Annotated in this window: 21 protein-coding genes; 6 read left to right on the forward strand and 15 right to left on the reverse strand. The window is 71.3% G+C overall.

Annotated elements, in window-relative coordinates; translation table 11 throughout:
- The first annotated feature begins 53 nt into the window (after positions 1-53).
- Positions 54-1,010, forward strand: coding sequence for a LysR family transcriptional regulator (locus M6B22_RS12045; RefSeq protein WP_269441792.1), 957 nt, complete (start codon positions 54-56; stop codon positions 1,008-1,010).
- Here the strand turns inward: M6B22_RS12045 and M6B22_RS12050 are convergent.
- Genes M6B22_RS12050 through M6B22_RS12075 form a run of 6 tightly spaced genes read right to left on the reverse strand, consistent with a single transcriptional unit; the run spans position 961 to position 7,762 of the window.
- The gene (locus tag M6B22_RS12050) at positions 961-2,205 is read right to left on the reverse strand and encodes a vWA domain-containing protein (RefSeq protein ID WP_269441793.1); all 1,245 of its coding nucleotides are present in this window, start codon (positions 2,203-2,205) and stop codon (positions 961-963) included. The genes M6B22_RS12045 and M6B22_RS12050 overlap by 50 nt on opposite strands.
- A 5-nt stretch (positions 2,206-2,210) precedes the next feature.
- Positions 2,211-3,095 (reverse strand): AAA family ATPase, encoded by an 885-nt coding sequence (locus M6B22_RS12055; protein ID WP_269441794.1) that lies wholly within the window; start codon positions 3,093-3,095, stop codon positions 2,211-2,213.
- 3 nt (positions 3,096-3,098) lie between these two features.
- Positions 3,099-3,983 (reverse strand): XdhC family protein, encoded by an 885-nt coding sequence (locus M6B22_RS12060; RefSeq protein WP_269441795.1) that lies wholly within the window; start codon positions 3,981-3,983, stop codon positions 3,099-3,101.
- Positions 3,984-3,996: 13 nt separating this feature from the next.
- Positions 3,997-6,390 (reverse strand): aerobic carbon-monoxide dehydrogenase large subunit, encoded by a 2,394-nt coding sequence (locus M6B22_RS12065; RefSeq protein WP_269441796.1) that lies wholly within the window; start codon positions 6,388-6,390, stop codon positions 3,997-3,999.
- A complete protein-coding gene (locus M6B22_RS12070) occupies positions 6,387-6,884 on the reverse strand; it encodes a (2Fe-2S)-binding protein (protein ID WP_407935690.1) in 498 nt (165 codons plus the stop codon). Before M6B22_RS12070 ends, M6B22_RS12065 begins: the two co-directional genes overlap by 4 nt.
- Before the next feature lie 2 nt (positions 6,885-6,886).
- Positions 6,887-7,762 carry an FAD binding domain-containing protein gene (locus M6B22_RS12075; protein WP_269441798.1) on the reverse strand — a complete coding sequence of 292 codons (876 nt, stop codon included), beginning with the start codon at positions 7,760-7,762 and terminating at the stop codon, positions 6,887-6,889.
- Between the two features lie 166 nt (positions 7,763-7,928).
- Between M6B22_RS12075 and M6B22_RS12080 the strand changes: the two genes are divergently transcribed.
- The gene (locus M6B22_RS12080; protein ID WP_269441799.1) at positions 7,929-8,504 is read left to right on the forward strand and encodes a DUF5134 domain-containing protein; all 576 of its coding nucleotides are present in this window, start codon (positions 7,929-7,931) and stop codon (positions 8,502-8,504) included.
- A 26-nt stretch (positions 8,505-8,530) separates the two neighbouring features.
- Here the strand turns inward: M6B22_RS12080 and hutU are convergent, their stop codons facing one another.
- Positions 8,531-10,171, reverse strand: coding sequence for a urocanate hydratase (hutU, locus tag M6B22_RS12085; protein ID WP_331459731.1), 1,641 nt, complete (start codon positions 10,169-10,171; stop codon positions 8,531-8,533).
- Between the two features lie 20 nt (positions 10,172-10,191).
- Positions 10,192-11,733, reverse strand: a complete 1,542-nt coding sequence (hutH, locus tag M6B22_RS12090; RefSeq protein ID WP_269441800.1) for a histidine ammonia-lyase — start codon at positions 11,731-11,733, stop codon at positions 10,192-10,194.
- Positions 11,734-11,931: 198 nt separating this feature from the next.
- Here hutH and M6B22_RS12095 point away from each other — a divergent pair, with 198 nt between their 5' ends.
- Together M6B22_RS12095 and M6B22_RS12100 are read left to right on the forward strand one after the other, a co-directional pair.
- Positions 11,932-12,921 (forward strand): NAD(P)H-quinone oxidoreductase, encoded by a 990-nt coding sequence (locus tag M6B22_RS12095; RefSeq protein ID WP_269441801.1) that lies wholly within the window; start codon positions 11,932-11,934, stop codon positions 12,919-12,921.
- A 41-nt stretch (positions 12,922-12,962) separates the two neighbouring features.
- Positions 12,963-13,541, forward strand: a complete 579-nt coding sequence (locus M6B22_RS12100; RefSeq protein ID WP_269441802.1) for a bacterial proteasome activator family protein — start codon at positions 12,963-12,965, stop codon at positions 13,539-13,541.
- Between the two features lie 13 nt (positions 13,542-13,554).
- Here M6B22_RS12100 and M6B22_RS12105 read toward each other — a convergent pair whose 3' ends face one another.
- Positions 13,555-14,397 (reverse strand): HAD family hydrolase, encoded by an 843-nt coding sequence (locus tag M6B22_RS12105; RefSeq protein ID WP_269441803.1) that lies wholly within the window; start codon positions 14,395-14,397, stop codon positions 13,555-13,557.
- Positions 14,394-15,653 (reverse strand): serine--tRNA ligase, encoded by a 1,260-nt coding sequence (gene serS / locus M6B22_RS12110; protein ID WP_269441804.1) that lies wholly within the window; start codon positions 15,651-15,653, stop codon positions 14,394-14,396. Before serS ends, M6B22_RS12105 begins: the two co-directional genes overlap by 4 nt.
- A gap of 90 nt (positions 15,654-15,743) precedes the next feature.
- Here serS and M6B22_RS12115 point away from each other — a divergent pair, with 90 nt between their 5' ends.
- Entirely contained in the window at positions 15,744-16,889 is a 1,146-nt protein-coding gene (locus tag M6B22_RS12115) for an inorganic phosphate transporter (protein ID WP_269441805.1), read from the forward strand.
- Between the two features lie 11 nt (positions 16,890-16,900).
- Positions 16,901-17,173, forward strand: a complete 273-nt coding sequence (locus M6B22_RS12120; protein WP_269441806.1) for a hypothetical protein — start codon at positions 16,901-16,903, stop codon at positions 17,171-17,173.
- 132 nt (positions 17,174-17,305) lie between these two features.
- Here M6B22_RS12120 and M6B22_RS12125 read toward each other — a convergent pair whose 3' ends face one another.
- The 5 genes from M6B22_RS12125 to M6B22_RS12145 form a co-directional block, all read right to left on the reverse strand.
- Entirely contained in the window at positions 17,306-18,631 is a 1,326-nt protein-coding gene (locus M6B22_RS12125) for an ABC transporter ATP-binding protein (protein ID WP_269441807.1), read from the reverse strand.
- Positions 18,615-19,631: an ABC transporter ATP-binding protein gene (locus tag M6B22_RS12130; RefSeq protein WP_269441808.1), complete on the reverse strand. Its 1,017-nt coding sequence runs from the start codon at positions 19,629-19,631 to the stop codon at positions 18,615-18,617. The genes M6B22_RS12125 and M6B22_RS12130 overlap by 17 nt, the downstream gene beginning before the upstream one ends.
- Positions 19,621-20,637, reverse strand: a complete 1,017-nt coding sequence (locus M6B22_RS12135; protein ID WP_269441809.1) for an ABC transporter permease — start codon at positions 20,635-20,637, stop codon at positions 19,621-19,623. Before M6B22_RS12135 ends, M6B22_RS12130 begins: the two co-directional genes overlap by 11 nt.
- A gap of 2 nt (positions 20,638-20,639) precedes the next feature.
- The gene (locus tag M6B22_RS12140) at positions 20,640-21,611 is read right to left on the reverse strand and encodes an ABC transporter permease (RefSeq protein WP_407935691.1); all 972 of its coding nucleotides are present in this window, start codon (positions 21,609-21,611) and stop codon (positions 20,640-20,642) included.
- 159 nt (positions 21,612-21,770) lie between these two features.
- The gene (locus M6B22_RS12145) at positions 21,771-23,390 is read right to left on the reverse strand and encodes an ABC transporter substrate-binding protein (protein ID WP_269441811.1); all 1,620 of its coding nucleotides are present in this window, start codon (positions 23,388-23,390) and stop codon (positions 21,771-21,773) included.
- Between the last annotated feature and the right edge of the window lie 23 nt (positions 23,391-23,413).

Here is a 23,413-nt window from a genome sequence, read left to right on the forward strand (position 1 = left end):
CCGGCGGTAGCTTGGACGCATCAGCGCACCGAGCCGCGAGGAAGAGGCGAGCCGTGACACCGACTCAGCTGCGCGCCTTCGCCGCGATCGTGCGGCTGGGCTCGGTGAAGCGGGCGGCCGCCGAGTTGGCCGTGTCCGAGGCGGCGGTGTCCCTGCACGTGGGCCAGCTGCGCCGGGAGCTCGGCGACAAGCTGTTCTCCCGAACCGCGGCCGGGCTCGCGTTCACGCCGGGTGGGCTGCGTCTGGCCAGCCGGGCAACGGAGCTGCTGGGGCTGCAGGACCGCACCATCCTCGAGGTCAGCCAGGCGCGAAACGGGCGCCGGCTGCTTCGGGTGGCCACCTCGAGCATGTTCGCCGAGCACGCCGCGCCCGGCCTGATCGATCTGTTCACCGGCCGGGCCGCCGACCTCGACGTCGAACTGAGCGTGCACCGCAGCGCGGATTTCGCCCAGCTGCTGCTGACGCGGACGGTGGACGTCGCGATCGGCCCCCGCCCCGCGGTCGTCGACGAGCCGATGCTCTGCACCCCGTTCCTGAACTACGAACTCGCCCTCGTGGCGCACCCGGAGCATCCGCTGACCAGGATGCGACCGGGCGCCGGCGAGCTGCGCGAGCAGACCTGGCTGCTCGGGCCATCCGCGGCCGCGGAGAAGGGGCTGGTCTGGTCGATCCTGCGCCGGATCGAGGTTCCGGAGGACCGTCAGCAGATCTTCCAGAGCCATGCGGCCGCGCTCGAGGAGGCCAAGCGCGGCCGCGGGGTGGCGCTCGTCGTCTCGTTCGCGGCGGCGCAGGAGCTGGCGAACCACGAGTTGAAGAAGATCGTGGTTCCCGCGCTGCAGGCGCGCGAAGCGTGGAGCATCCTGACCCTCGCGGACCGCAGCGCCCCTGCGGCGGCGTCCGAGTTGCGGCGCTTCGTCATGACGCCGCGTGCCACGCAGGCGATGCTGCGCGGCTCCGGGGTCAGCGTCGGGCGGTTCCGTCCCTCGATCCACGTGACCTTGTGGAGCTGACCGCCGAGGAGATCTCGCCGATCGCAGCGGCCAGCGAGCCGAACGTGTCGGCGGGCAGCAGCGAATCGCAGTAGGGCAGCGCCGCCGCCATCGCCGACACCTGGGGGGTGAAGCCGGGTGCGGCCGCCCGCGGGTTCAGCCAGATCACCCGGTACGCCCGGCGGCGCAGCCGGGCCATCGCGGCGGCCAGCTGGGTGGCCGGGTCGCTGTCCCAACCGTCGGACGCGACGATCACGATGGCGCCACGCAGCGCGTGCCCATGGTGGGAGGCGAGCAGGTCCTGCACGTTCGTGGCGATCCGGGTTCCGCCGAAGCGGTCGGCAACCCGCCCGGTGGCCTGCTCGATCGCGGCCTCGGGCGAGCGATGTGCCAGTACGCCGGTGAGCCGGGTGAGCGTGGTCGCGAACGCGAACACCTCCGCGTCGGTGGCCAGCGTGAGGGCCCGCATCAGGTACAGGTACGCCGTCGCCTGCGCCTGCATGGACTGGCTCACGTCGCACAGCATCACCACCGGCCGCGGCTTGTGCACTGCGCGCACGTGCACCAGCTCGATCGGCTCCCATCCGGTGCGCCGGGAGCGGGCGATCGTCGACCGGAGCGCGATGCGGTGCCCACCGGTGGCGACGGCGGTACGGCGGGTACGCCGCGCGGGCCAGACCCGCACCGCGGCGGCCAGCCACTGCCCCAGCAGTCGCGTCTCGGCCGCACTCAGCTGGTCGAACGGAACCTCGGCACGAGCGGCGAGAGCGCTGGGCAGCCGCTCCGGGACGGCGAAATCGGCGTCGGAATCCTCGGCGCCGGCCACGACCGGAGGCAGCGACACCCAGGGCAGCCCGGAACCGGCCTGCTCGTCGCGCGCGCCGCCGGACACCGGGGCGAGCCGATCCTCTCCGGACGGGCCGATCGGTGGTGCGCGGTGGGCGCCGAGCTCCAGCATCGCGTCGTCGAACACCGCGGCGAACATGGCGTCGAACGCCGCCAGCTCGGACTGGTGCCGGACCAGGCTGATCCGCGCGGTCCAGTACAGCGCCGACCGCGACCGCGGCGGCGACACGGCGAGCGCCCGGGCGAGGACCTCGATCGCGGTCAGGCCCACCGGCACGCCGCGGTCGCGCAGCCGCACCGCCAGCGCCACCGCGAACGCCGCCCGGTCGACACCGCGCAGCAGCTGCGGCGACGCGTGCTCGGCAGCCACGGCGATCAGATCCGCGCGGCGTCCGGGTAGCCCAGTTCGTCCAGCGACTGCGCGATCGTGGTGCGGTCGTCGGGCGTCTTGGCGATCGTGCTGAGCGTCCGCACGATGTCGGCGCGCACGAGTTCGGTCACGCCGACGGCCGACAGCGCGGACACCCAGTCGATCGTCTCGGCCATGCCGGGCGCCTTGTCGAGATCGAGCTGCCGCGCCCGGCCGATGAACTCGGTGCTAGACGCGATCAGCGGCTCGCCCGCGGCCGGTACCGACCGGCGCACGATCTCCGCGGCGCGCTGCGGCTCGGGGAACTCGATCCAGTGATACAGGCAGCGCCGGCGCAGCGCGTCGTGCAGCTCCCGGCTGCGGTTGGAGGTGAGCACCACGATCGGCCGGCGAGTCGCGGTGAACGTGCCGAGTTCCGGGACGGTGATCGAGGACTCCCCGAGGAACTCGAACAGCAGCGCCTCGAACTCGTCGTCGGCGCGGTCGATCTCGTCGATGAGCAGTACCGGCGCGGACGGGCCGACGTAGCGGATCGCCTTGAGGACAGGGCGTTCCTGCAAGAACTCCTCGGTGAACAGGTCGGCGTCCGCGAGCGTGCGCCGGTTCGACTCGGCCAGCCGGATCGCGAGCAGTTGTCGCTGGTAGTTCCACTCGTACAGGGCCTCGCTCACCGTCAGCCCCTCGTAGCACTGCAGCCGGATGAGTTCGGTGCCCAGGGCGCGGGCCAGTGCCTTCGCCGCCGCCGTCTTCCCCACGCCGGGCTCGCCCTCCAGCAGCACCGGCTGGCCGAGCGTGAGCGCGAAGAACAGCGCGGTGGCGGTTCCCTCGTCGACCAGGTAGTCGACCTCGTCGAGCCGCTGACGTACCTCGTCGATGCTGCTGAAGGCCACGTGCTACGTCCCGACCTGCGCCGCGTAACGGTCGCGGCAGCCGGGGTTGCAGAACCAGAAGTCCTCGCCCCCGACGGCAAGGTGCGGGGTGTCCGGCATGACCGTGACCGTCATGCCGCAGACCGGATCGACGGCGCGCGCAGGGGCAGCGGCCGCGACGAGCGGTTCCGCACCGTGCCTGGCGCGTACCGAGGTGATCACTTCGGCAAGGATCGACAGCGCCACCTCGGGTGCCGTCCGCGCCCCGATGTCCAGGCCGGCGGGCGTGCTGACGCGGACCCGCTCCGCCTCGGTCAGGGCCAGCTCGTCCAGCACCGCGGTTCCACGCCGCGGGCTCGCCACGAGCGCGATGTAGCGCACCCCCGCGTCCAGTGCCGCCCGGATCGTCGCGTGCTCGTCCCGCCCGTGGGTCGCGATGATCACCGCGGCCGCCTCGCCCGGTGCCGTGCCGGGCGAGGACGGAGCCGTCGCATAGCCGAGCACGTCCGCGATCGCGACGACCGCGCGCGCGATGGGCGTGCTCCCGACCACCTGGATCAACGGCGGCGGCAGCATCGGCTCGAGGAAGATCTCCAGCGCGCCGCCGGACAGGCACGGGTTCACGACGACCCGGGCACCGGGTGTCTCCGGGAAGTCGGCGGCGTCGTCCGGGAGGACTCGCAGCAGCACGCTCTCGCCGGTCCGCAGCGCGTCGACCGCCGCCGTCCGGACCGAGCCCTCGGCACACTGGCCGCCGACGAAACCCTCGATCGCGCCGTCCTGCAGGATGATCGCGTCGTCACCGGCACAGGCCGAGGTGGGCACCTGCGCGCGCACCACGGTCGCGTGCACGAACGGGACGCGGGCGGCCGTCAACTCCATCACCCGGGTGGACATGGACCTGGTCATCGGCGGCTCCGGCTCAGATGGGCGGGTGCGGGTGGCCCTGCATCGCATCCCAGACCCGTGACGGCGTCAAGGGCATGTCCGCGTGGCGGACGCCGAACGGCGTGAGCGCGTCGATCACCGCGTTGACGACGGCGGGCGGCGAGCCGACAGTGGCCGACTCCCCCACGCCCTTCGCGCCGATCGGGTGGTGCGGTGACGGCGTCACCGTCGCACCGGTCTCCCAGTCCGGGACCTCGAGCGCGGTCGGGATGAGATAGTCCATCAGCGATCCGCCGAGACAGTTGCCGTCCTCGTCGAACGCGATCATCTCCATCAGCGCCATCCCCACGCCGTCGGCGAGGCCGCCGTGCACCTGGCCCTCGATGATCATCGGGTTGATCCTGGTGCCGCAGTCGTCCACCGCGACGAACCGACGCACCTTGACGACAGCTGTCCCCGGATCGACATCGACCACGCAGATGTAGGCGCCGTTCGGGTAGGTGAGGTTCTCCGGGTTGTAGCAGATCTGCGCTTCCAGCCCGCCCTCCACGCCCTCGGGCAGGTCGCCCGCGCCGTGCGCCCTCATCGCGATGTCCTGGATCGTGACCGACTTCGTCGGGTCACCCTTGACGTGGAAGGAGCCCTTGTCCCAGTCCAGGTCGGCCACCGAGACCTCGAGCATCCCGGACGCGATGATGCGCGCCTTGTCGCGCACCTTGCGCGCCACGAGTGCCGCCGCCGCCCCGGACACCGGCGTTGACCGGCTGCCGTACGTGCCCAGCCCGAACGGCGTCTGGTCGGTGTCGCCGTTGACGACCTGGATGTCTGCCGGCGGTATGCCGATCTCCTCGGCGATGATCTGCGCGAACGTCGTCTCGTGCCCCTGCCCCTGGCTCATGCAGGAGACGCGCACGACCGCCTTGCCGGTGGGGTGCACGCGCAACTCGCAGCCGTCGGCCATGCCCAGACCGAGGATGTCCATGTCCTTGCGCGGTCCCGCGCCGACCGCCTCGGTGAAGAACGAGATACCGATGCCCATCAGTTCGCCGCGCTCGCGCTTCTCGGCCTGCTCACGGCGCAGGCCGTCGTAGTCGGCGATCCGCATGGCTTCGCGCATCGTCGCCTCGTAGTTGCCGGAGTCGTAGATCCACCCGGTCTTGGTCGTGTACGGGAACTGGTCCGGCTGGATGAAGTTCTTGATCCGCAAGGCGACCGGGTCCATCTTCAGCTCGTCCGCCAGGCAGTCGACCAGGCGTTCGACGAGGTACACGGCCTCGGTGATGCGGAAGGAGCAGGCATAGGCGACGCCGCCGGGTGCCTTGTTCGTGTAGACGGCGGTCTGCTTGGCGTACGCCGCCTGCAGGTCGTAACTGCCGGTGAAGACGCCGAAGAAGCCGGCCGGGTACTTGACCGGCGCGGCCTGCCCGTTGAACGCCCCGTGGTCGGCGAGCACGTTGGTGCGGACCGCGAGGATCTTGCCGTCCTTGGTGGCGGCGATCTCCCCGCGCATGACGTAGTCGCGCGCGAACGACGTGCTGGTCAGGTTCTCGGAACGGTCCTCCACCCACTTGACCGGCTTGCCGGTGAGCAGTGAGGCGACGATCGCGCACACGTAGCCGGGGTAGATCGGCACCTTGTTGCCGAAGCCGCCGCCGATGTCGCCCGCCCGGATCCGGATCTTGTGCTCGGGCAGGCCGGCGACGATCGCGTACAGGGTGCGGTGCGCATGCGGCGCCTGGGTCGTGCAGTAGAGCGTCAGTTGGCCGTCGATGGAGTCGTAGTCCGCGACCGCGCCGCACGTCTCCATCGGGGCGGGGTGCACGCGCGGGTAGACCATGTCCTGGCTGACGACGACCTCCGCCTTCGCGAACACCGCCTCGGTCGCCGCCGCATCCCCGGTCTCCCAGTCGAAGCAGTGGTTGTCGGTCTTGCCGTCCAGGTCGTCGCGGATGACCGGCGAGGACGGGTCGAGTGCCGTCCGGACGTCGACCACGGCGGGCAGCACGTCGTACTCGACGTCGATCAGTTCCAGTGCGTCCCGCGCCGAGTACCGGTCCTCGGCGACGACGAACGCGACCTCCTGACCCTGGAACCGCACCTTGTCGGTGACCAGCACCGCCTGCACGTCGTTGGACAGGGTCGGCATCCAGGCCAGGCCCTTCTCGGCGAGCATCGCGCCGGTCACCACCAGCTTCACCTTCGGATGTGCCTGCGCCGCGCTGGTGTCGATGCTCACCAGCCGCGCGTGGGCCATCGGCGCGCGCAGGATCGCCAGGTGCAGCATGCCGGGCAGCTGCAGGTCGTCGACGTACCGTCCCTTGCCACGGATGAAGCGCGGGTCCTCCTTGCGCAGCATCCGGCCGTGGCCGACCGGGTGCTGGTCGTTGTCCTCGAACTCGGTGCGCGGTCGGTCCTGCAGGCTGGTCATGACGCGCTCCCCGCCCCGACGCTCGTGCGGGTGCCGGCCTGCTCGGCGGCAGCCCACTGGATGGATCGGACGATCGTGGCGTAGCCGGTGCACCGGCAGATCTGCCCGGAGATCGCTTCGCGGATCTCGCTCTGGGTGGGTTCGGGGTTGCGATCCAGCAGCGCCCGGGCCGTCATCATCATCCCCGGGGTGCAGAAGCCGCACTGCAGGCCGTGGCACGCCATGAAGCCCTTCTGGACCGGGTCGAGCTCGCCCTCCTGTTCGAGGCCCTCGACGGTCCGGACCTCGTGGCCGCCGGCCATCGCGGCCAGCACGGTGCAGGACTTCACCGGTTCGCCGTCGAGCCACACCACGCAGGTGCCGCAGTTGCTGGTGTCACAGCCCCAGTGCGTCCCGGTGAGGCCGAGGTGATCGCGCAAGAAGTGCACGAGCAGCAGCCGGCCCTCGATCTCGCGGGTGACCTCCTCGCCGTTGACGCTCATCGTCACCTGCATGCTCATCCCCTCTCGTTGATGCGGGCGACGGCGCGACGCAGCGTCCGCCGGGTCAGTTCGTCCGCGAGGTGCCGCTTGTACTCCTCGCTGCCGCGCATGTCGCTCGCCGGGCTGCAGCTACGCGCGGCGATCTCGCCCGCCAGCGCGTACATCTCCTCGGTCGGCGCCTGGCCGCGCAGTGCGGCCGAGATCTCGGGAAGCCCGGTCGTGTTCGGCCCGACCGCCGCGAGCCCCACCCGGGCGTCGGCGATGACCCCGCCGTCGAGCCACACCGCCGCCCCCGCGGACACCACGGCCCAGTCGCCGGCGCGTCGCTCGACCTTCTCGTACGCGCTCGAACCGCCCGGCCTGATCGGGAAGCGGACCTCGGTCAGGATCTCCGCGTCCCCGACCGCCGTCTCGTACGGGCCGCGATGGAACTCGTCCATCGTGACGACCCGCTCGCCGCCACTGCCGCGGATGACGCAGGTGGCGTTCAGCGTCGTGCACACCGCGGACAGGTCCTCGGACGGGTCCGCCTGGCACAGCGAACCGCCCAGCGTGCCGCGGTTGCGCACGATCGGGTCGGCGATCACCCGCTCCGCGTCGGCGAAGATCGGGAAGGCGGCGGCCAGGTCGGCGGACTCGAGCAGTTCGCGGTGCCGGGTCATCGCCCCGATGCGGATCTGCCCGCTCTCGACGGTGATGTAGCCGAGCTCGCGGTGCAGGTCGTTGATGTCGATCAGGTACTCGAAGTTGGCCAGTCGCAGCTTCATCATCGGCAGCAGGCTGTGGCCGCCGGCGACGAGGCGCGCGCCGTCACCCAGCCGGTCCAGCAATCCGATGGCGTGCTCGACACTGGAGGCCCGTTCGTACTCGAACGGCGCGGGAACCTGCATCGGCGGCCCCTTCCACTCGTGGGTGTGCGCACAGTGGGCGCCCCGCGGCGGGCAATGTCAACGGCAACCTAAGCAGCCACTTAATCTGCTCTTGCCGGGTCGCCGCGGGAGCCGGATGCTCCGCCGAGAGCGCCGTGCCGTGCACCGGACGCGAGGGGAGCGGTTTGTGGCGAATGTCGGCTGGCTGGACCTGGCACTCGCCGGTGCCATGGCGCTGACCGCCGCGCACCACCTGGGCCGGCCGCTCGCCGCACGGCTGTCCGGACGGCCCTGTGAACTGGACGTCAACCTGGCGCACGCCGCGATGGGCGCGGCGATGGCGGCCATGCTGCTCGGGCCGCCCGCGCGCGAGCCAGGCTGGGCCGTGGCGATGGCGATCCCGACGCTGTGGTTCCTCTGCCGCGGCGTGCACGCCTACGTGCTGCACGGGCGCGCCGCGGCGGCTCACCCGCTGCGCGAGGCGTTGCTCTGCGCGGCGATGCTGTACATGCTCGCGGCGCACGGGCCGCACGCCGTGATGGCCATGCCCGGCATGACCACCCCGCAGGGCCCGACGAACCTGGCCGCGGTTCCCGCGCTCACCGTGCTGTTCGTCCTCGCGCTGGCGGCGGTCGCGGTACGCAGCGTGCCGGCGGCAGGCCGGGCGCACCGGGCGGGGACTTCGGTTGCGCCCGCGGCGACGGCGGGCTGCCAGCTCGCCATGATCGGCGCGAGCGGCTACATGCTGGCGCTCATGCTGTAGCCGGTGCGGGGGTGGCCGGTGGCCGATCAGCCCTCCCGCATCGGCACGCGGACGCCCCGTTCGGCGGCCACCTCGGTGGCCCGCTCGTAGCCTGCGTCCACGTGCCTGATCACGCCCATGCCGGGGTCATTGGTGAGGACCCGCTCGAGCTTGGCGGCCGCCAGCTCCGTCCCGTCCGCGACGCTGACCTGCCCGGCGTGGATGGAGCGACCCATCCCGACGCCGCCGCCGTGGTGGATCGACACCCATGACGCGCCGCTCGCGACGTTGACCATCGCGTTGAGCAGCGGCCAGTCGGCGATCGCGTCCGAGCCGTCCAGCATGGATTCGGTTTCCCGATACGGGGAAGCGACCGATCCGCAGTCCAGGTGGTCGCGTCCGATGACGATCGGCGCGCTGATCTCGCCGTTGCCGACCAGCCGGTTGAACTCCAGGCCGGCGCGATCGCGCTCGCCGTAGCCGAGCCAGCAGATCCGCGCGGGCAGGCCCTGGAAGTGCACCCGCTCCTGGGCCAGCGTGATCCAGCGCGCGAGGGACTCGTTCTCGGGGAACAGGTCGAGAATCGCCTTGTCGGTACGGGCGATGTCCTTCGGATCCCCGGACAGCGCCGCCCACCGGAACGGGCCCTTGCCCTCGCAGAAGAGCGGGCGGATGTAGGCGGGGACGAAGCCCGGGAAGTCGAAGGCCCGGTTGTAGCCGGCCAGTTTCGCCTCGCCGCGGATCGAGTTGCCGTAGTCGAAGACCTCGGCGCCCCTGTCCTGGAAGCCGACCATCGCCTCGACGTGCCGCGCCATGCTGGCGCGGGCCCGGCCGGTGAACTCCTCGGGCTTGCGCGCCGCGTAATCGCGCCAGTCGTCGAACTCGACGCCGATCGGCAGGTAGGCCAGCGGATCGTGGGCGGACGTCTGGTCGGTGACGATGTCGATCGGGGCGTCGTTCGCGAGCAGTTGCGGGACGAGCGAGGCGGCGTTGCCCAACAGGCCTATGGACAGCGGCTTTCTGGCGTCACGCGCCTCGACAGCGAGGTTCAGCGCCTGCCGCACGCTGTCGGCGCGCACGTCCAGGTAGCCGTGTTGGATGCGGCGCGCGATCCGGCTCGGGTCGACGTCGATGCAGATGGCGACGCCGCCGTTCATGGTGACGGCCAGGGGCTGCGCGCCGCCCATCCCGCCGAGGCCGGCGGTCAGCGTGATGGTGCCCGCGAGCGTGCCGGCGAAGCGTTTCGCGGCGACGGCGGCGAACGTCTCGTAGGTGCCCTGCAGGATGCCCTGGGTGCCGATGTAGATCCACGAGCCGGCGGTCATCTGCCCGTACATCATCAGGCCCAGGTGCTCGAGGCGGCGGAACTCGTCCCAGTTGGCCCAGTCGCCCACCAGGTTGGAGTTCGCGATCAGCACGCGCGGTGCCCACTCGTGGGTGCGCATCACGCCCACCGGCTTGCCGCTCTGCACCAGCAGCGTCTCGTCCAGTTCGAGGTCGGTCAGGGTGCGCACGATGGCGTGGTAGCTCGGCCAGTCGCGCGCGGCCTTGCCGGTGCCGCCGTAGACGACCAGCTCCTCGGGGTGCTCGGCCACCTCGGGATCGAGGTTGTTCTGCAGCATCCGCAGCGGGGCCTCGGTGTGCCAGCCGCGGGCGGTGAGCGCGGTGCCGTGCGGCGCGCTGATCATGGCGTCTCCTTCAGCTCGGGTCAGGCCAGTGGTGCGGGCAGTGCGGCGTCGGCGGCGGCGACAGCGGCGCCCGAGCGGACGAACTCCACTGCCGCCTCCACCTCCGGGGACAGGTGACGGTCCGGACCAGGGCCGGCGACGCGCTCGCGCAACGCCGCGACGACCGCGCCGGTGGCCGGCCCGGGGTGCAGCGGGCCGCGCAGGTCCAGGGCGCGCGCCGCGGTGAGCAGTTCGATCGCCAGCACCCGGGTCAGCGCGTCGACCGACCGGCGCAGCTTGCGCGCCGCCGACCAGCCCATCGAGACGTGGTCCTCCTGCATCGCGCTGGACGGGATCGAGTCGACGCTGGCCGGCACCGCGAGCCGCTTGAGCTCGGACACCATCGCGGCCTGGGTGTACTGCGCGATCATGTGCCCGGAGTCGACGCCCGGATCGTCGGCCAGGAACGGCGGCAGGCCTCGGCTGCGCGCGACGTCGAGCATCCGGTCGGTGCGCCGCTCGCTCATGGACGCGACGTCCGCCGCCGGGATCGCGAGGAAGTCCAGCACGTACGCGACGGGCGCGCCGTGGAAGTTGCCGTTGGACTCGACCCGTCCGTCAGGGGTGATCACCGGATTGTCGACGGCGCTGGCGAGTTCGTGGCCGGCCACCAGGCGCGCGTGCGCGAGGGTGTCGCGGGCGGCACCGGCCACCTGTGGCGCGCAGCGCATCGAATAGGCGTCCTGGACGTAGGGGCAGTCCGGCCCGGTGTGGCTGGCGATGATCGGCGAGCCGGCCAGCAGCGCTCGCATGTTCGCGGCGGCGACCGCCTGGCCCGGTTGTGGCCGCAGCGCCTGCAGGTCGGCCGCGAACACCCGCGCCGTGCCCAGCATCGCCTCCACGCTCATCGCGGCGGTGAGGTCGGCGGTGCGCAGCAGCAGGTCCAGGTCGGTGCACGCGAGCAGCAACTGCCCGAGCATGCCGTCCGTCCCGTTGATCAGCGCCAGGCCCTCCTTCTCGGCCAGCTCGACCGGCTCCAGGCCGTGCCCGCGCAGCGCCTCGGCGGCGGGGAGCTCGGCGCCGTCCGCGGTGCGCACCGTCCCCTCGCCGATCAGCGCGAGCGCGACGTGCGCGAGGGGCGCCAGGTCGCCGGAGCAGCCGAGCGAGCCGAACTCTCGCACGATCGGGGTGATGCCGTTGTCGAGCAGCTCGGCGAGCAGGCGCGCGGTCGGCGGTCGGACGCCGGTGCGCCCGGTGGCCAGTGTGGACAGGCGTAGCAGCATCAGCGCGCGGGTCACCTCGCGCTCGACCTCGGGGCCGGAGCCCGCCGCGTGCGAGCGGATCAGCGAACGCTGCAGCAGGGCGCGCTGCTCGGGTGCGATGTGCTTGGTGGCCAGCGCGCCGAAGCCGGTGGAGATGCCGTAGTGCGGCTCGATGTCGTCGGCGAGGGAGTCGACAATCGCGCGGGACGCCTCGATCGCGGTGAGGGCGGCCGCGCCGAGCTGCACGCCGGCGCCGTGGCGGGCCACGGCCACGACGTCCGGCTCGGTCAGCGGCCCGACGTCCACGGTGATGCGCTCCATGACGCCCACTGTGCCGCCCGGGCCGGGCCAGCCGCCACCGCGCACGCACGCCGTCTGGTATCCCAGACTGCCCCAGCCGGCCGCACCCCCCGATCGCTCCGCTGAGTGGCGACTTCTGCGTTCAGTGGCGACCTATAGCCCGCCACTGAACGCGTAACCCGCCACTCAACGAAGGGGGGCGCGCGCTACGGTCGGCGGATGCGCGCTGTCGTCATCACCGAACCAGGCGGCCCCGAGGTGTTGCGGGTGCAGGAGGTGCCCGCACCCGAGCCCGCACCCGGCGAGGTGCTCGTCACCGTGGCCGCGACCGCGGTAAACCGGGCGGACCTGCTGCAGCGGCAGGGCAACTACCCGCCGCCGCAGGGCGCCTCGCCGTACCTGGGGCTGGAGTGCTCCGGCACCATCGCAGCAGTCGGCGCGGCCGTCACCGGCTGGCGGGTGGGTGACGCGGTGTGCGCGCTGCTGGCCGGCGGCGGCTACGCCGAGCAGGTCGCGGTGCCGGCCGGACAGCTGATGCGCGCGCCGCAGGGTGTGTCGCTGGTCGACGCGGCCGCGCTCCCCGAGGTCGCGTGCACCGTGTGGTCGATGGTCTTCGGCGCGCAGGCCGGCCGGCTGCAGCCCGGCGAGCGGCTGCTCGTGCACGGCGGGTCCAGCGGGATCGGGACGATGGCGATCCAGCTCGCCCGCGCGCGCGGCGCAACCGTGTTCGTCACCGTCGGCACGCCGCGCAAGGCCGCCTTCTGCCGCGAACTCGGCGCGGAGGTTGCGATCAACTACCGCGACGAGGTCTTCGACGAGCGCGTCCTCGCCGAAACGCACAACGCGGGTGTGGACGTCGTGCTCGACAACATGGGCGCCGTCTACCTGCCGCGCAATGTCCGCTCGCTCGCCGTCGGCGGCCGGCTGATCGTGCTCGGCCTGCAGGGCGGGCGCAAGGGCGAGCTGGATCTCGGCACGACGCTGGCCAAGCGGCTCACCGTGCACGCCGCCGGACTGCGCGCCCGGCCGTTGCCGCAGAAGGCGGCAATCGTCGCCGAGACGCAGCTGCAGGTGTGGCCGCTGATCGAGTCCGGCACGGTGCGGCCGGTCGTCGACCGCGTCCTGACCCTGGACGACGCGGTCGAAGCGCACCGGCTGGTGGAGTCCAGCGAGCACATCGGCAAGGTGCTGATGCGCGTCGCCGGGTAGCGCCTGGTTGCGTGCCGGGGGTGGTGCGTAAGACTGGACGGGTGAGCGATGACATCCAGCACCCGCAGCCCGAGCCGTCCGACGCCGACGAGCGGGCCAAGAACGAGATCGAGCCGGCCGAGCCGTCCGACGCCGAGGAGCTGACCGCCATGGTCGAGCAGCCGGCGAAGGTGATGCGCATCGGCACGATGATCAAGCAGCTGCTGGAGGAGGTCCGGGCCGCTCCGCTGGACGAGGCGGGCCGGCAGCGGTTGCGCGAGATCCACGAGTCCTCGATCCACGAGCTCGAGGACGGCCTGGCGCCCGAACTGCGCGAGGAGCTGGACCGGCTGAGCCTGCCGTTCGGTTCGGAGGTGCCGTCCGAGGCCGAGCTGCGGATCGCCCAGGCCCAGCTGGTCGGCTGGCTGGAGGGCCTGTTCCACGGCATCCAGACGGCGCTGTTCGCCCAGCAGATGGCCGCCCGTGCCCAGCTGGAGCAGATGCGCGGCCGCGCCCTGCCGCCCGGCGTCGGTGAGCAGCACGTGATCGTCGGCCCCGGCGGGCAGATGATCGTGCCGGGCGGGCGGCTCGGCGAGCCCGGCGAGGAGCGGCCGGAGCGCGGCACCGGCCAGTACCTCTGACCCGCCGGCGCGATCAGCCGGCCAGCAGCGACTCGATCAGGACGGCCACGGCGTCCTCGTCATTGCTGCCCAGCACCGCGCCCGCCGCTGCCACCGCCGCCGGATGCGCGTTGGCCACGGCGTAGCTCGTCCCGGCCCAGACCAGCATCGGCACGTCGTTGGGCATGTCGCCGACCGCCACGATCTGCGCCGCGCTGATGCCGTGCGAGCCGGCCAGGTCGGCCAGCCCGCTGGCCTTGGTGACGCCCGGCGCGCCGATCTCCAGCAGACCGAACGAGGACGAGTGGGTCACGCTGGCCCGCTCGCCGATCACGTCGCCGGCCAGGGTCAGGAAGTCGTCGGCATCGGCGCCGCGGTCCTTGGCGAGCAGCTTGACGGCCGGCTGCGCGAGGATCTCGGTCAGCTCGCCGACGACCGGTGGCGGTATCGGCCGGCCCTGCCGGTCGGCGCGCGGGTTGATCTGCCAGTCGTGCACGTAGCCGGGTTCGGCCGCGAAGCCGTGGCCGTACTCGGCCGCGAACTGCACGTCCGGGAACGCCGCACGCAGGTCACGGGCCAGCTCGGCCAGCGCCGGCGGCTGCAGGAAGTGCGCGCGCAGCACCAGCTCGCGCGCCAGGTCGTACAGCACCGCTCCGTTCGCCCCGACTGCCACGCCCAGGTGCCCGGTCGTCTCGATCACCTCGTCCAGCCAACGCGGCGGACGGCCGGTGACGAACGCGATCAGCAGCCCGGCGTCGTCGGCAGCGCGCAGCGCCGCGCGGGTGCGGTCGGACACCGTGCCGTCGGAGCGCAGCAGCGTGCCGTCCAGATCGGTCGCGAGCATCCGGATCGAGTTGCCTGCCGTAGCGGGGTTCATGCAGGCGTCAGCACCTCGCGGCCGCCGAGCCACGGACGCAGCGCGGCGGGCACGTACACCGAGCCGTCCGGCTGCTGGTGGTGATCGAGCAGGCAGGCGATCGTGCGGGCGATCGCGCACAGTGTCCCGTTCAGGGTGGCCACCGGCTCGTTGCCGGCCGCCCCGCGGGTGCGGATGTTGAGCCGGCGCGCCTGGAACGTCGTGCAGTTGGACGTCGAGGTGAGCTCGCGGTACGTGCCCTGCGACGGGAACCACGCCTCGCAGTCGTACTTGCGTGCGGCCGAGCTGCCCAGGTCACCTGCCGCCACGTCGATCACCCGGTAGGCCAGCTCGAGCGTGTCCAGGAACTGCCGCTCCCAGGCGAGCAGCCGCTGGTGCTCCTCGCGCGCGTCCTCGGCGGGCACGTAGGAGAACATCTCGACCTTGTCGAACCAGTGCACCCGGATGATGCCCTTGGTGTCCTTGCCGTACGAACCGGCCTCGCGGCGGAAACACGAGGAGAAGCCGGCGTAGCGCAGCGGCAGGCTGTCGCGGTCCAGGATCTCGTTCGCGTGGTAGCCGGCGAGCGCCACCTCGGACGTGCCGACCAGGTACAGCTCGTCGTCGGCCAGCTTGTACACCTCGGCCGCGTGCGCGCCGAGGAAGCCGGTGCCCTCCATCGTCTCCGGCTTCACCAGCGCGGGCGCGATGACCGGGACGAAGCCGGCCGCGGCGGCCTGCTCCATGGCCAGGTTGACCAGCGCCAGCTCGAGCTGCGCGCCGACCCCGATGAGGAAGTAGAAGCGCGCGCCGCTGACCTTGGCGCCACGCTCGGTGTCGATCGCCCTGAGCGCCGCGCCGATCTCGGTGTGGTCACGCGGCTCGGCGACCTCGGGCACGATCCCGACCGTCTCCAGGGTCACGAAGTCGTCCTCGCCACCGGGCGGCACGCCGTCCTCGACGACGTTCGGCACCGCGAGTTGGGCCGCCCGCAGCGCCGCGTCGGCGGCGGCCTGGTCGGCCTCGGCCGCCTTCACCTGCGCCGCGAGATCCCTCGCCCGCGCGAGCAGGTGAGCGCGCTCGTCCGCACCGGCCTTCGCGACCGATCTGCTGGCCGCCTTCTGCTCGGCACGCAACGCATCCGCCCGGGCCACCGCGGCACGCCGGGCGTCGTCGGCGGCGAGCAGCGCGTCGACCACGCCCTCATCCGCGCCGCGGACCCGCTGGGACGCGCGCACCAGGTCGGGGTCGTCGCGCAGCACTCTGAGGTCGATCACAGTGACCAGGCTATCGGCCGGGCCAATCTGTTCATCTGCCGTTCACCTGGACGTCGGAGACGTTCACCTGATCGCCCTAGCGTGCCAGGCGTGGACATCTCCTTCCTGGTGATCGTCGTGATCGTGACGGCCCTGGTGTTCGACTTCACCAACGGCTTCCACGACACCGCCAACGCGATGGCGACCTCGATCGCGACCGGCGCGTTGCAGCCGAAGGTGGCCGTCGCGATCTGCGCGGTGCTGAACCTGGCCGGAGCGTTCTTGTCGACCGCGGTCGCCAAGACCATCTCCGGCGGCCTGGTCGACGAGACCCGGGTGACACCGGCGATCATCTTCGGCGGCCTGGTCGGCGCGATCGTGTGGAACCTGGTCACGTGGCTGGCCGGGCTGCCGTCGTCGTCGTCGCATGCCTTGTTCGGCGGCCTGATCGGCGCGGTCTTCGTCGCCGCCGGCTCGGGCGCCGTGCACTTCGACGCGGTCGTCTCGAAGATCCTGCTGCCCGCGCTCGCGTCGCCGCTGGTGGCCGGCCTGGTCGCCTTGCTGGCGACGTCCGCCGTCTACCGGATCATCCGGCGCACCCGCCGCAGCACCGTGCAGCGCGGCTTCCGCGCCGGGCAGACCGTGTCCGCATCGCTGGTCTCGCTGGCGCACGGCACGGGTGACGCGCAGAAGACGATGGGCGTCATCACCCTGGTGCTGATCTCGGCCGGCGCGTTGCCTGCCGACTCCGGCCCCCCGTTGTGGGTGATCGTGACGGCCGGGCTGGCGATCGCGGCCGGCACCTACGCGGGCGGCTGGCGGATCATCCGGACGATGGGCAAGGGGCTCACTGACATCGAGGCGCCGCAGGGCTTCGCCGCCGAGACGTCCTCGACCGCCGTGCTGCTCGCCTCGTCGCACCTGGGCTTCGCGCTGTCGACCACGCACGTGTGCGCAGGCGGCATCCTCGGGGCCGGGCTGGGCCGCCGGCGCGCGCAGGTGCGCTGGACGCTGGCCGGACGGATGGCGATGGCCTGGCTGGTCACGCTGCCCATGGCCGCGCTGGTCGGCGGCGTGGCGGCGAAGGTGGCGTCCACCGGGAACGCAGGCGTCGCCGTGGTGGCGGCGCTGGCTCTCCTCGCCGTCGCTGCGATCTACCGACACTCGCGCCGTCAGCCGGTGACTGCGGACAACGTCAACGGGGTACCGGAACCCGCCGTCGAGCTGGCCGCTTCGGTGCCGGCCGTCGCCGCCTGAAGGGAGCAGCAATGATCCACTGGGCAGACCTGGCGAAGGTGGCATGGGTGAGTCTGGCCTTCGGCGTGGGCATCGCCGTGGTGTTCGCGCTCGGAGTCGTCGGCGCGGCTCAAGCCGATACGGCTCGGGCCGGTACGGGCCGGGCCGGTACGGGCCGGGCCGGTACGGGCCGGGCCGGTACGGGCCGGGTACGCGGCTATGTGGTCGCGGGCTCGTGCTTCACCGCGTGCGCGGCGGCCGCACTGTTCGGCATCTACCTGATCGTCCCGCAGTTCCACCGGTAGCCCAGTTCCACCGGTAGCTCAGTTCCACCGCTAGCCCAGTTCCACCGCTCGTCGGCGTGCAGTATGCCGAGATAGTGGGTCAGAGCCGACCCGACCCCGCGGCGAGTGCGAACCGCGCCCGCGGTGCCACGCTCACTGCTCGGGGACGGGCTCGTGGTACAGGTGACAGGACACCTCCACGGACGTACCGGCCACGGGCAGCAGCCGGGGCACCGCGCGCGGTACGAACTCCATCCGCACCGCGCCGCCGTCCACGCCCATGCCCACGACGCCGGTCCACAGCGGCTCGTCCGGGTCGCGGCGCCGCTCCTGCTCGAGCAGGTCGAGCAGGTCCTCGGCCGGACCGCGCCCCGGCTTGACCAGCGCCACCTGCGGTGCGGGCTCCTCGATCGTCAGGTCGCCGGCGATCGCCGACTCGTCGGCGTACTGATCCGGTGGGACTTCCGTCCAGCGCTGCTCGAGGATCATCGGCAGGTCGCGCGCCTGCCACCCGCACGGGGCGAAGGCCTGCGAGCAGCGCGGATGGAACGGGCAGCCGGCCGGCGGGTCGGACGCGTCGGGCACCTCGCCGCGGGGCAGGTCGCGGGCCACGCCGCGGGACGGATCCGGATCGGGCACCGCGCGCAGCAGCGCCTTGGTGTACGGGTGCCTCGGCTCTTCGAAGATCTGCTCGGTGGGGCCGATCTCGACGATCTTGCCGAGGTACATGATCGCGATCCGGTCGCAGAAGAACCGGGCGCTGGCCAGGTCGTGCGTGATGTAGATGTAGGTCAGCCCGAGGTCGCGCTTGAGCTCGTCGAGCAGGCCGAGGATCTTCGCGCGCACGCTCATGTCCAGCATCGAGATCGGCTCGTCGGCGACGAGCAGCTCCGGGCCGAGCGCGATCGCGCGGGCGATCACAGCACGCTGCTTCTGGCCGCCGGACAGCTCGGCCGGGTACTTGTCGATGAACCGGCCGGCCGGAGCGAGGCCGACCCGCTCCAGTGCGGTGGCCACGGCAGCTCGCCGCTCCCCCTTGCCCGGGAACAGCCCGTGGATGCGCAACGCGTCGGCGATCGCGCCGCCGACGGTCATCGACGGGTTGAACGACGCGCCCGGGTCCTGGAAGACCATCTGCAGGTTGCGGCGCAGCGGGCGCATCGTCGACTCGGACAGCCCGACCAGCTCCCGGCCGCGGTACCGGATGCTGCCGCCTGTCGGGCGGACCAGCCCGAGCAGCGCGCGCCCGAGCGTCGACTTGCCCGAACCGGATTCGCCGACCAGGCCGAGCACCTCGCCCGGCGCGAGGTCGAGGTTCACCCCGTCGACCGCCTTGACCGAGCCGGCCGAGCCGCCGACCAGCCGAGAGAGCGAGTTGGTGCGCAGCGCGAAGTGCACGTTCAGGTCGCGGATCGCGACGATCGGCTCGCCCGCCGGCAGCGGAGCGCCCGCGGACGTCACGTCAGGCTTCGTCGGCAACGGACACCTCCTCGCGTTGCAGTGGCCGGCGTTGCTCGTCGGTCAGCTCGTCGGCGAGCAGCCAGCACTCGGCCAGCTGCGCGTCGCGCTGCACCAGCGGCGGAAACGTCAGGCAGACGTTCATCGCGTGCGAGCAGCGTGGGTGGAACCGGCAGCCGGCGGGCGGGTCGACGAGGTCCGGCGGGGCACCCGGGATGGACACCAGCTCCTGCGTGCTCAGCGAGATCGTCGAGGACAGCAGCGCCCGGGTGTACGGATGCTGCGGGTTGGCGAACACCTCGCGCACCGGACCCTGCTCGACGATGCGCCCGGCGTACATCACCGCGACCCGATCGCACGCCTCGGCGACGATGCCGAGGTTGTGCGTGATCAGCAAGATGGCCGGCGCGTACGTCTCGCGGATGTCGGCGAGGATGCGCAGGATCTGGGCCTCGACCAGCACGTCCAGTGCGGTCGTCGGCTCGTCGGCGATGATGAACTTCGGACGCAACGCGAGCGCCAGCGCGATCATGATCCGCTGGCGCATGCCGCCGGAGAACTCGTGCGGGTAGTTGCGGTAGCGCGTCGGCGGGATCCCGAGTGAACGCAGCGCGTCGAGCGCGCGGTTGCGCCGATCGTGCCGTGACAGCGAGCGCTCGTGCGTCTTGATCGCTTCCTCGAAGTGCTCGCTCACGCGCATCAACGGGTCCAGCCGGGTCATCGGCTCCTGGAAGATCAGCCCCATGCCGGCACCGCGCAGCCGCTCGCGCTGCTTGCGCGGCAGTGCGAGGATCTCGGTGCCGTCGAACCGGATCTGCCCGTCGATCGCGGCGCCGCGCGGGAGCAGGCCCATCAGGCCGCGTCCGAGCGTCGACTTGCCGCAGCCGGACTCGCCGACCAGGCCGAGCACTTCGCCCGGCCGCAGCGCGAACGAGACGCCGTCGACGGCGCGGACCGGACCGGCCGGCCCGGCGTACCAGACCCGCAGGTCGCGGACGTCCATCACGTGCTCAGCGCTCACGGTAGCTCCCCGCTTCCAGGGCGGGCAGCTCGACATCGGTGACCTTCGCGGTGCGGAGCAACGGGTTCAGCACGTCGTTGAGGGACTCGCCCACGAGCGTCACGCCGACCACGATCAGGACGATCGCCAGTCCCGGGTAGAGCGAGGTCCACCACTGCCCGTTCCCGGCGTCGCTCACCGCCTTGCTCAGCTCGTAACCCCACTCGGCCCCGGCGGACGGTTCGATGCCGTAGCCGAGGAAGCCCAGCCCGGCGAGGGTGAGGATCGCGTCGCCGGCGTTGAGCGTGGCGATCACCGGCACGCTCTGCACCACGTTGCCGAACAGGTACCGCGTCATCAGCACCCGAGGTGGCGCGCCGATGGCACGCGCCGCCTCGACGTACGGCTCCTCGCGCGCGGCTACGGTCGCGTTACGCACCACGCGGAAGTACTGCGGCACGTAGACGACGGTGATCGAGATGGCCGCGGACAAGATGCCGCCGCCCTGGGTGTTCTGCCCGTGATTGATCGAGATCGACACGATGATCGCGAGCAGCAATGACGGGAAGGCGAACAGCGAGTCGGTGATCAGCACGAGCACCCGGTCCAGCCAGCCGCCGAGGTAACCGGAGACCAGACCGAGCGGCACCCCGATCACGATCGAGAGCACCACCGCGAGGATGATCACCTCGAGCGCGGTGCGAGCGCCGTAGATCACCTGCGACAGCACGTCCTCGCCGCCGGACGCGACGCCGAACCAGTGCTGCCCCGACGGCGGCGAGAGCCGGATGAAGAACTTGCCGTTCGCGGAAGCGTCGTTGAAGCCGTACGGCGCGAGCAGCGGCGCGAAGATCGCGACGACGGCGAAGAACAGCACGATGACGATGCCGGCGACCAGCATGCCGCGCTGGAAGCCGGACGTGGCCCGCATCGCGTCCATGCCGGGGATCCGGCTGTGCCGCCGGCCGCTCGGCGCGACCGCGACGGCGACCTCGGTGCTCTCGAGTTCGGGCAAGTTGATGCTCATGCTCAGTACCTCACCCGCGGGTCGATCAGCGCGGCGATGACGTCGATCACGAAGCTGATCAGCGCGACGATCACCGCCGCCGCAGTGACGATGCCCTGTACCGCGACGAAGTCACGCCGGTTCAGGAAGTAGGCGAGCTTGTAGCCGAGCCCCTGCCACTCGAAGGTGGTCTCGGTGAGCACCGCGCCGCCGAGCAGCGCCGCGATCTGCAGGCCCATCACGGTGACGACCGGGATGAGCGCGTTGCGGAACGCGTGCTTGCGTACCACCCTGCCCTCGTGCACGCCGCGGGCACGCGCGGCTTCGACGTAGTCCGAGCGCAGTGTCTGCAGCAGGTTGACGCGCACCAGGCGCAGGAACACGCCTGCGACGAGCAACCCGAGTGTGATCGCCGGCAGCACCGCGTGCTTGATGACGTCCCAGAAGTAGGACGGATCGCCGTACAGGATCGCGTTGATCGCGTAGATGTGCGTGTTCGGCGAAACGCTGTTCAGCAGCGGCTCGATCTGCCCGCCGGCGCGGCCGTTGGCCGGCAGCCAGCCGAGCTTGATCGCGAACAGCAGCTTGAGCAGCAGGCCGAGGAAGAACACCGGCACCGCGTACGCCAGGACCGCGAACAGCCGCAGGCCCACGTCCGGCAGCCGGTCGCGGTAGCGGGCCGCGACCCGCCCGAGCGGGATGCCGACGGCCAGCGCGACGATCACTGCCCAGAACGACAGCTCGAGGGTGGCCGCGCCGTTGACGATGAGGATGTGGCTGATCGGGGTGTTCTCGGTCAGCGCCTTGCCGAAGTTCCCGTGCGCGACGCTGGTGATGTAGTGCCAGTACTGCTCCAGCAGGGGCTTGTCCAGCCCGGCCGCGTGCTCCCGCTTGGCGATCTCGGCGTCGGACAGGTGGCCGGCGAAGGCGGACTTGATGGGGTCGCCGATACCGCGGACGGTGAAGAAGACGACGGTGACGAGGATCCACACCATCGGGATCACCAGCAGTAACCGGGTGATCAGGTAGGTGCGCAGTGATCCGGACGAACTCTTGGTGGTGGCCACCTCGGATGCGGGCCCTTCGTGCGAACCTCAGCAGGCGCCGGGCACGCCGTTCTGGCGTGCCCGGCGCACTGCCCGGGCGGAGCGGTGTCAGCTCTTGCTGAACAGCCACATCCGGAACTGATAGGTGGGGTCCAGGGTGTCCTGGACACCGCTGATCCCCTTGCCGGTCACGGCAACCTGCTTGCCCGAGAGCAGCGGCAGCAGCGGCAGGGTGCCGGTGGCCAGCTTCTCCTGGATCTGCTTGAACGCATCCGTGCGCTCGGCGCCGGCCTTGGTCTCCTCCTGGGTCAGGAGCGGCAGCACGCCGTCCTTGTCACACGGCCGGTTCTGGGCACCCGGGTCGCAGTAGTGCGCGTGGACGAAGTTGTTCTCGGCGAGGAACGGGCCGAGGTAGTTGTCGCCGTCCACGAAGTCCGGGAACCAGCCGAGCTGGTAGATCGAGTAGGTGTCCTTCACCCGCTCGGCGTTGTAGGTCGTCCAGGCCGTGCCGTTGATCTTAACCTTGAACAGCCCGGTCGACTCGAGTTGGCGCTTGATCTCGTTCCACTCGTCCGCCGAGGTCGGTCCGTAGTGGTCGGTGGTGTAGTCGATGTTCAGGTTCACCGGAGTGGTGACGCCGGCGGCCGTGAGCGTCTGCTTGGCCTTGTCCTTGTTCGGCGCGTCGCCGTAGGTGTCCTTAAACGGCTCGGTCGCATCGGCGATACCTTGCGGGATCATCGAATAGGCGGGCTGGTAGGTGCCCTTGTAGACGTTCGTCGCCAGGTCATTGCGGTCGACCGAGTACGCGATCGCCTGCCGGATGGCCAGCTTCTGCGCGTCGTTGTTGCCGGGCATCGTCTTGAAGTTGAACACCATGTAGCGCAGTTCGCCGCCGGAGCCGGTCAGCACCTTGACGTTGCTGTCCTTGCTCAGGCTCTCGACGTCGGTCGGGGCGAGACTGCGCCACGCGATGTCGATCGCACCGCTCTGCACGTCGAGCTTGAGGTTGTTCGACTCGGTGTAGTACTTCAGCGTGATGTCGCTGGCCTTGGCCTTGTTGGGGCCGGTGTAGTTCGGGTTCGCCTTGAGCTGCACCAGCGAGTTCTTGTTGTAGCTGCCGAGCATGAACGGCCCGGAACCGACGACCTTGTCGTCCGAGAGCAGCTTGTCGGCCGGGAACACCTTGCTGTCGACGATCGGCCCGGCGGAGGTCCCGAGCACGAACGGCCAGGTCTGGTCGTTCGGGTTCTTGAGCGTGAAGACGACCGTGCTGGCGTCCTTGGCCTCGACCTTGGTCATGTTGCCGATCAGCGAGGCGGGACCGTTAGGGTCGTTGATCTTGTTGATGCGGTTGAAGGAGAACACCACGTCATCGGCCGTCAGTGGATCGCCGTTGGAGAACTTCAGCCCCTGCTTGAGCGTGCACGTGTACTCGGTCGGCGAGGAGAAGCCGCACTTGTCGGCAGCATCGGGCGCGGGCGCCTTGCCGCCCGCGGGGACGTTCATCAGGAACTGGTAGATGTTGTCCTCGAGCAGCAGCGAGCCGTTGTCGTACGAGCCCGCCGGGTCGAGAGCGACGACCTGGTCGGTCGTGCCGATGGTGATCGCCTTGCTGCCCGTCGCGGACGAACTCCCGCTGCCGCCCGGCGCCGGGCTGGAGTTGTCGCTCTTCTTCTTCCCCGCGCCGCACGCGCCGAGCGACACGGCTAACGCTGCGGCCGCAGCCACGGCGAGTAGCCGGGTTGTTCGAG

Source organism: Jatrophihabitans cynanchi (assembly GCF_027247405.1).
GTDB lineage: Bacteria > Actinomycetota > Actinomycetes > Mycobacteriales > Jatrophihabitantaceae > Jatrophihabitans_B > Jatrophihabitans_B cynanchi.

Bases quoted from the DNA above. Each gene is read 5' to 3' on its own strand.
- hutU (WP_331459731.1), bottom strand. From the start codon at position 10,171: ATGATCAGCGCGCCGCACGGCACCGCGCTCACCGCCCGCGGCTGGCAC.
- M6B22_RS12135 (WP_269441809.1), bottom strand. From the start codon at position 20,637: ATGAGCATCAACTTGCCCGAACTCGAGAGCACCGAGGTCGCCGTCGCG.
- M6B22_RS12060 (WP_269441795.1), bottom strand. From the start codon at position 3,983: ATGACCAGGTCCATGTCCACCCGGGTGATGGAGTTGACGGCCGCCCGC.
- M6B22_RS12065 (WP_269441796.1), bottom strand. From the start codon at position 6,390: ATGACCAGCCTGCAGGACCGACCGCGCACCGAGTTCGAGGACAACGAC.
- M6B22_RS12140 (WP_407935691.1), bottom strand. From the start codon at position 21,611: ATGGTGTGGATCCTCGTCACCGTCGTCTTCTTCACCGTCCGCGGTATC.
- hutH (WP_269441800.1), bottom strand. From the start codon at position 11,733: ATGGAGCGCATCACCGTGGACGTCGGGCCGCTGACCGAGCCGGACGTC.
- M6B22_RS12095 (WP_269441801.1), top strand. From the start codon at position 11,932: ATGCGCGCTGTCGTCATCACCGAACCAGGCGGCCCCGAGGTGTTGCGG.
- M6B22_RS12075 (WP_269441798.1), bottom strand. From the start codon at position 7,762: ATGCAGGTTCCCGCGCCGTTCGAGTACGAACGGGCCTCCAGTGTCGAG.
- M6B22_RS12120 (WP_269441806.1), top strand. From the start codon at position 16,901: ATGATCCACTGGGCAGACCTGGCGAAGGTGGCATGGGTGAGTCTGGCC.
- M6B22_RS12105 (WP_269441803.1), bottom strand. From the start codon at position 14,397: ATGAACCCCGCTACGGCAGGCAACTCGATCCGGATGCTCGCGACCGAT.
- M6B22_RS12070 (WP_407935690.1), bottom strand. From the start codon at position 6,884: ATGCAGGTGACGATGAGCGTCAACGGCGAGGAGGTCACCCGCGAGATC.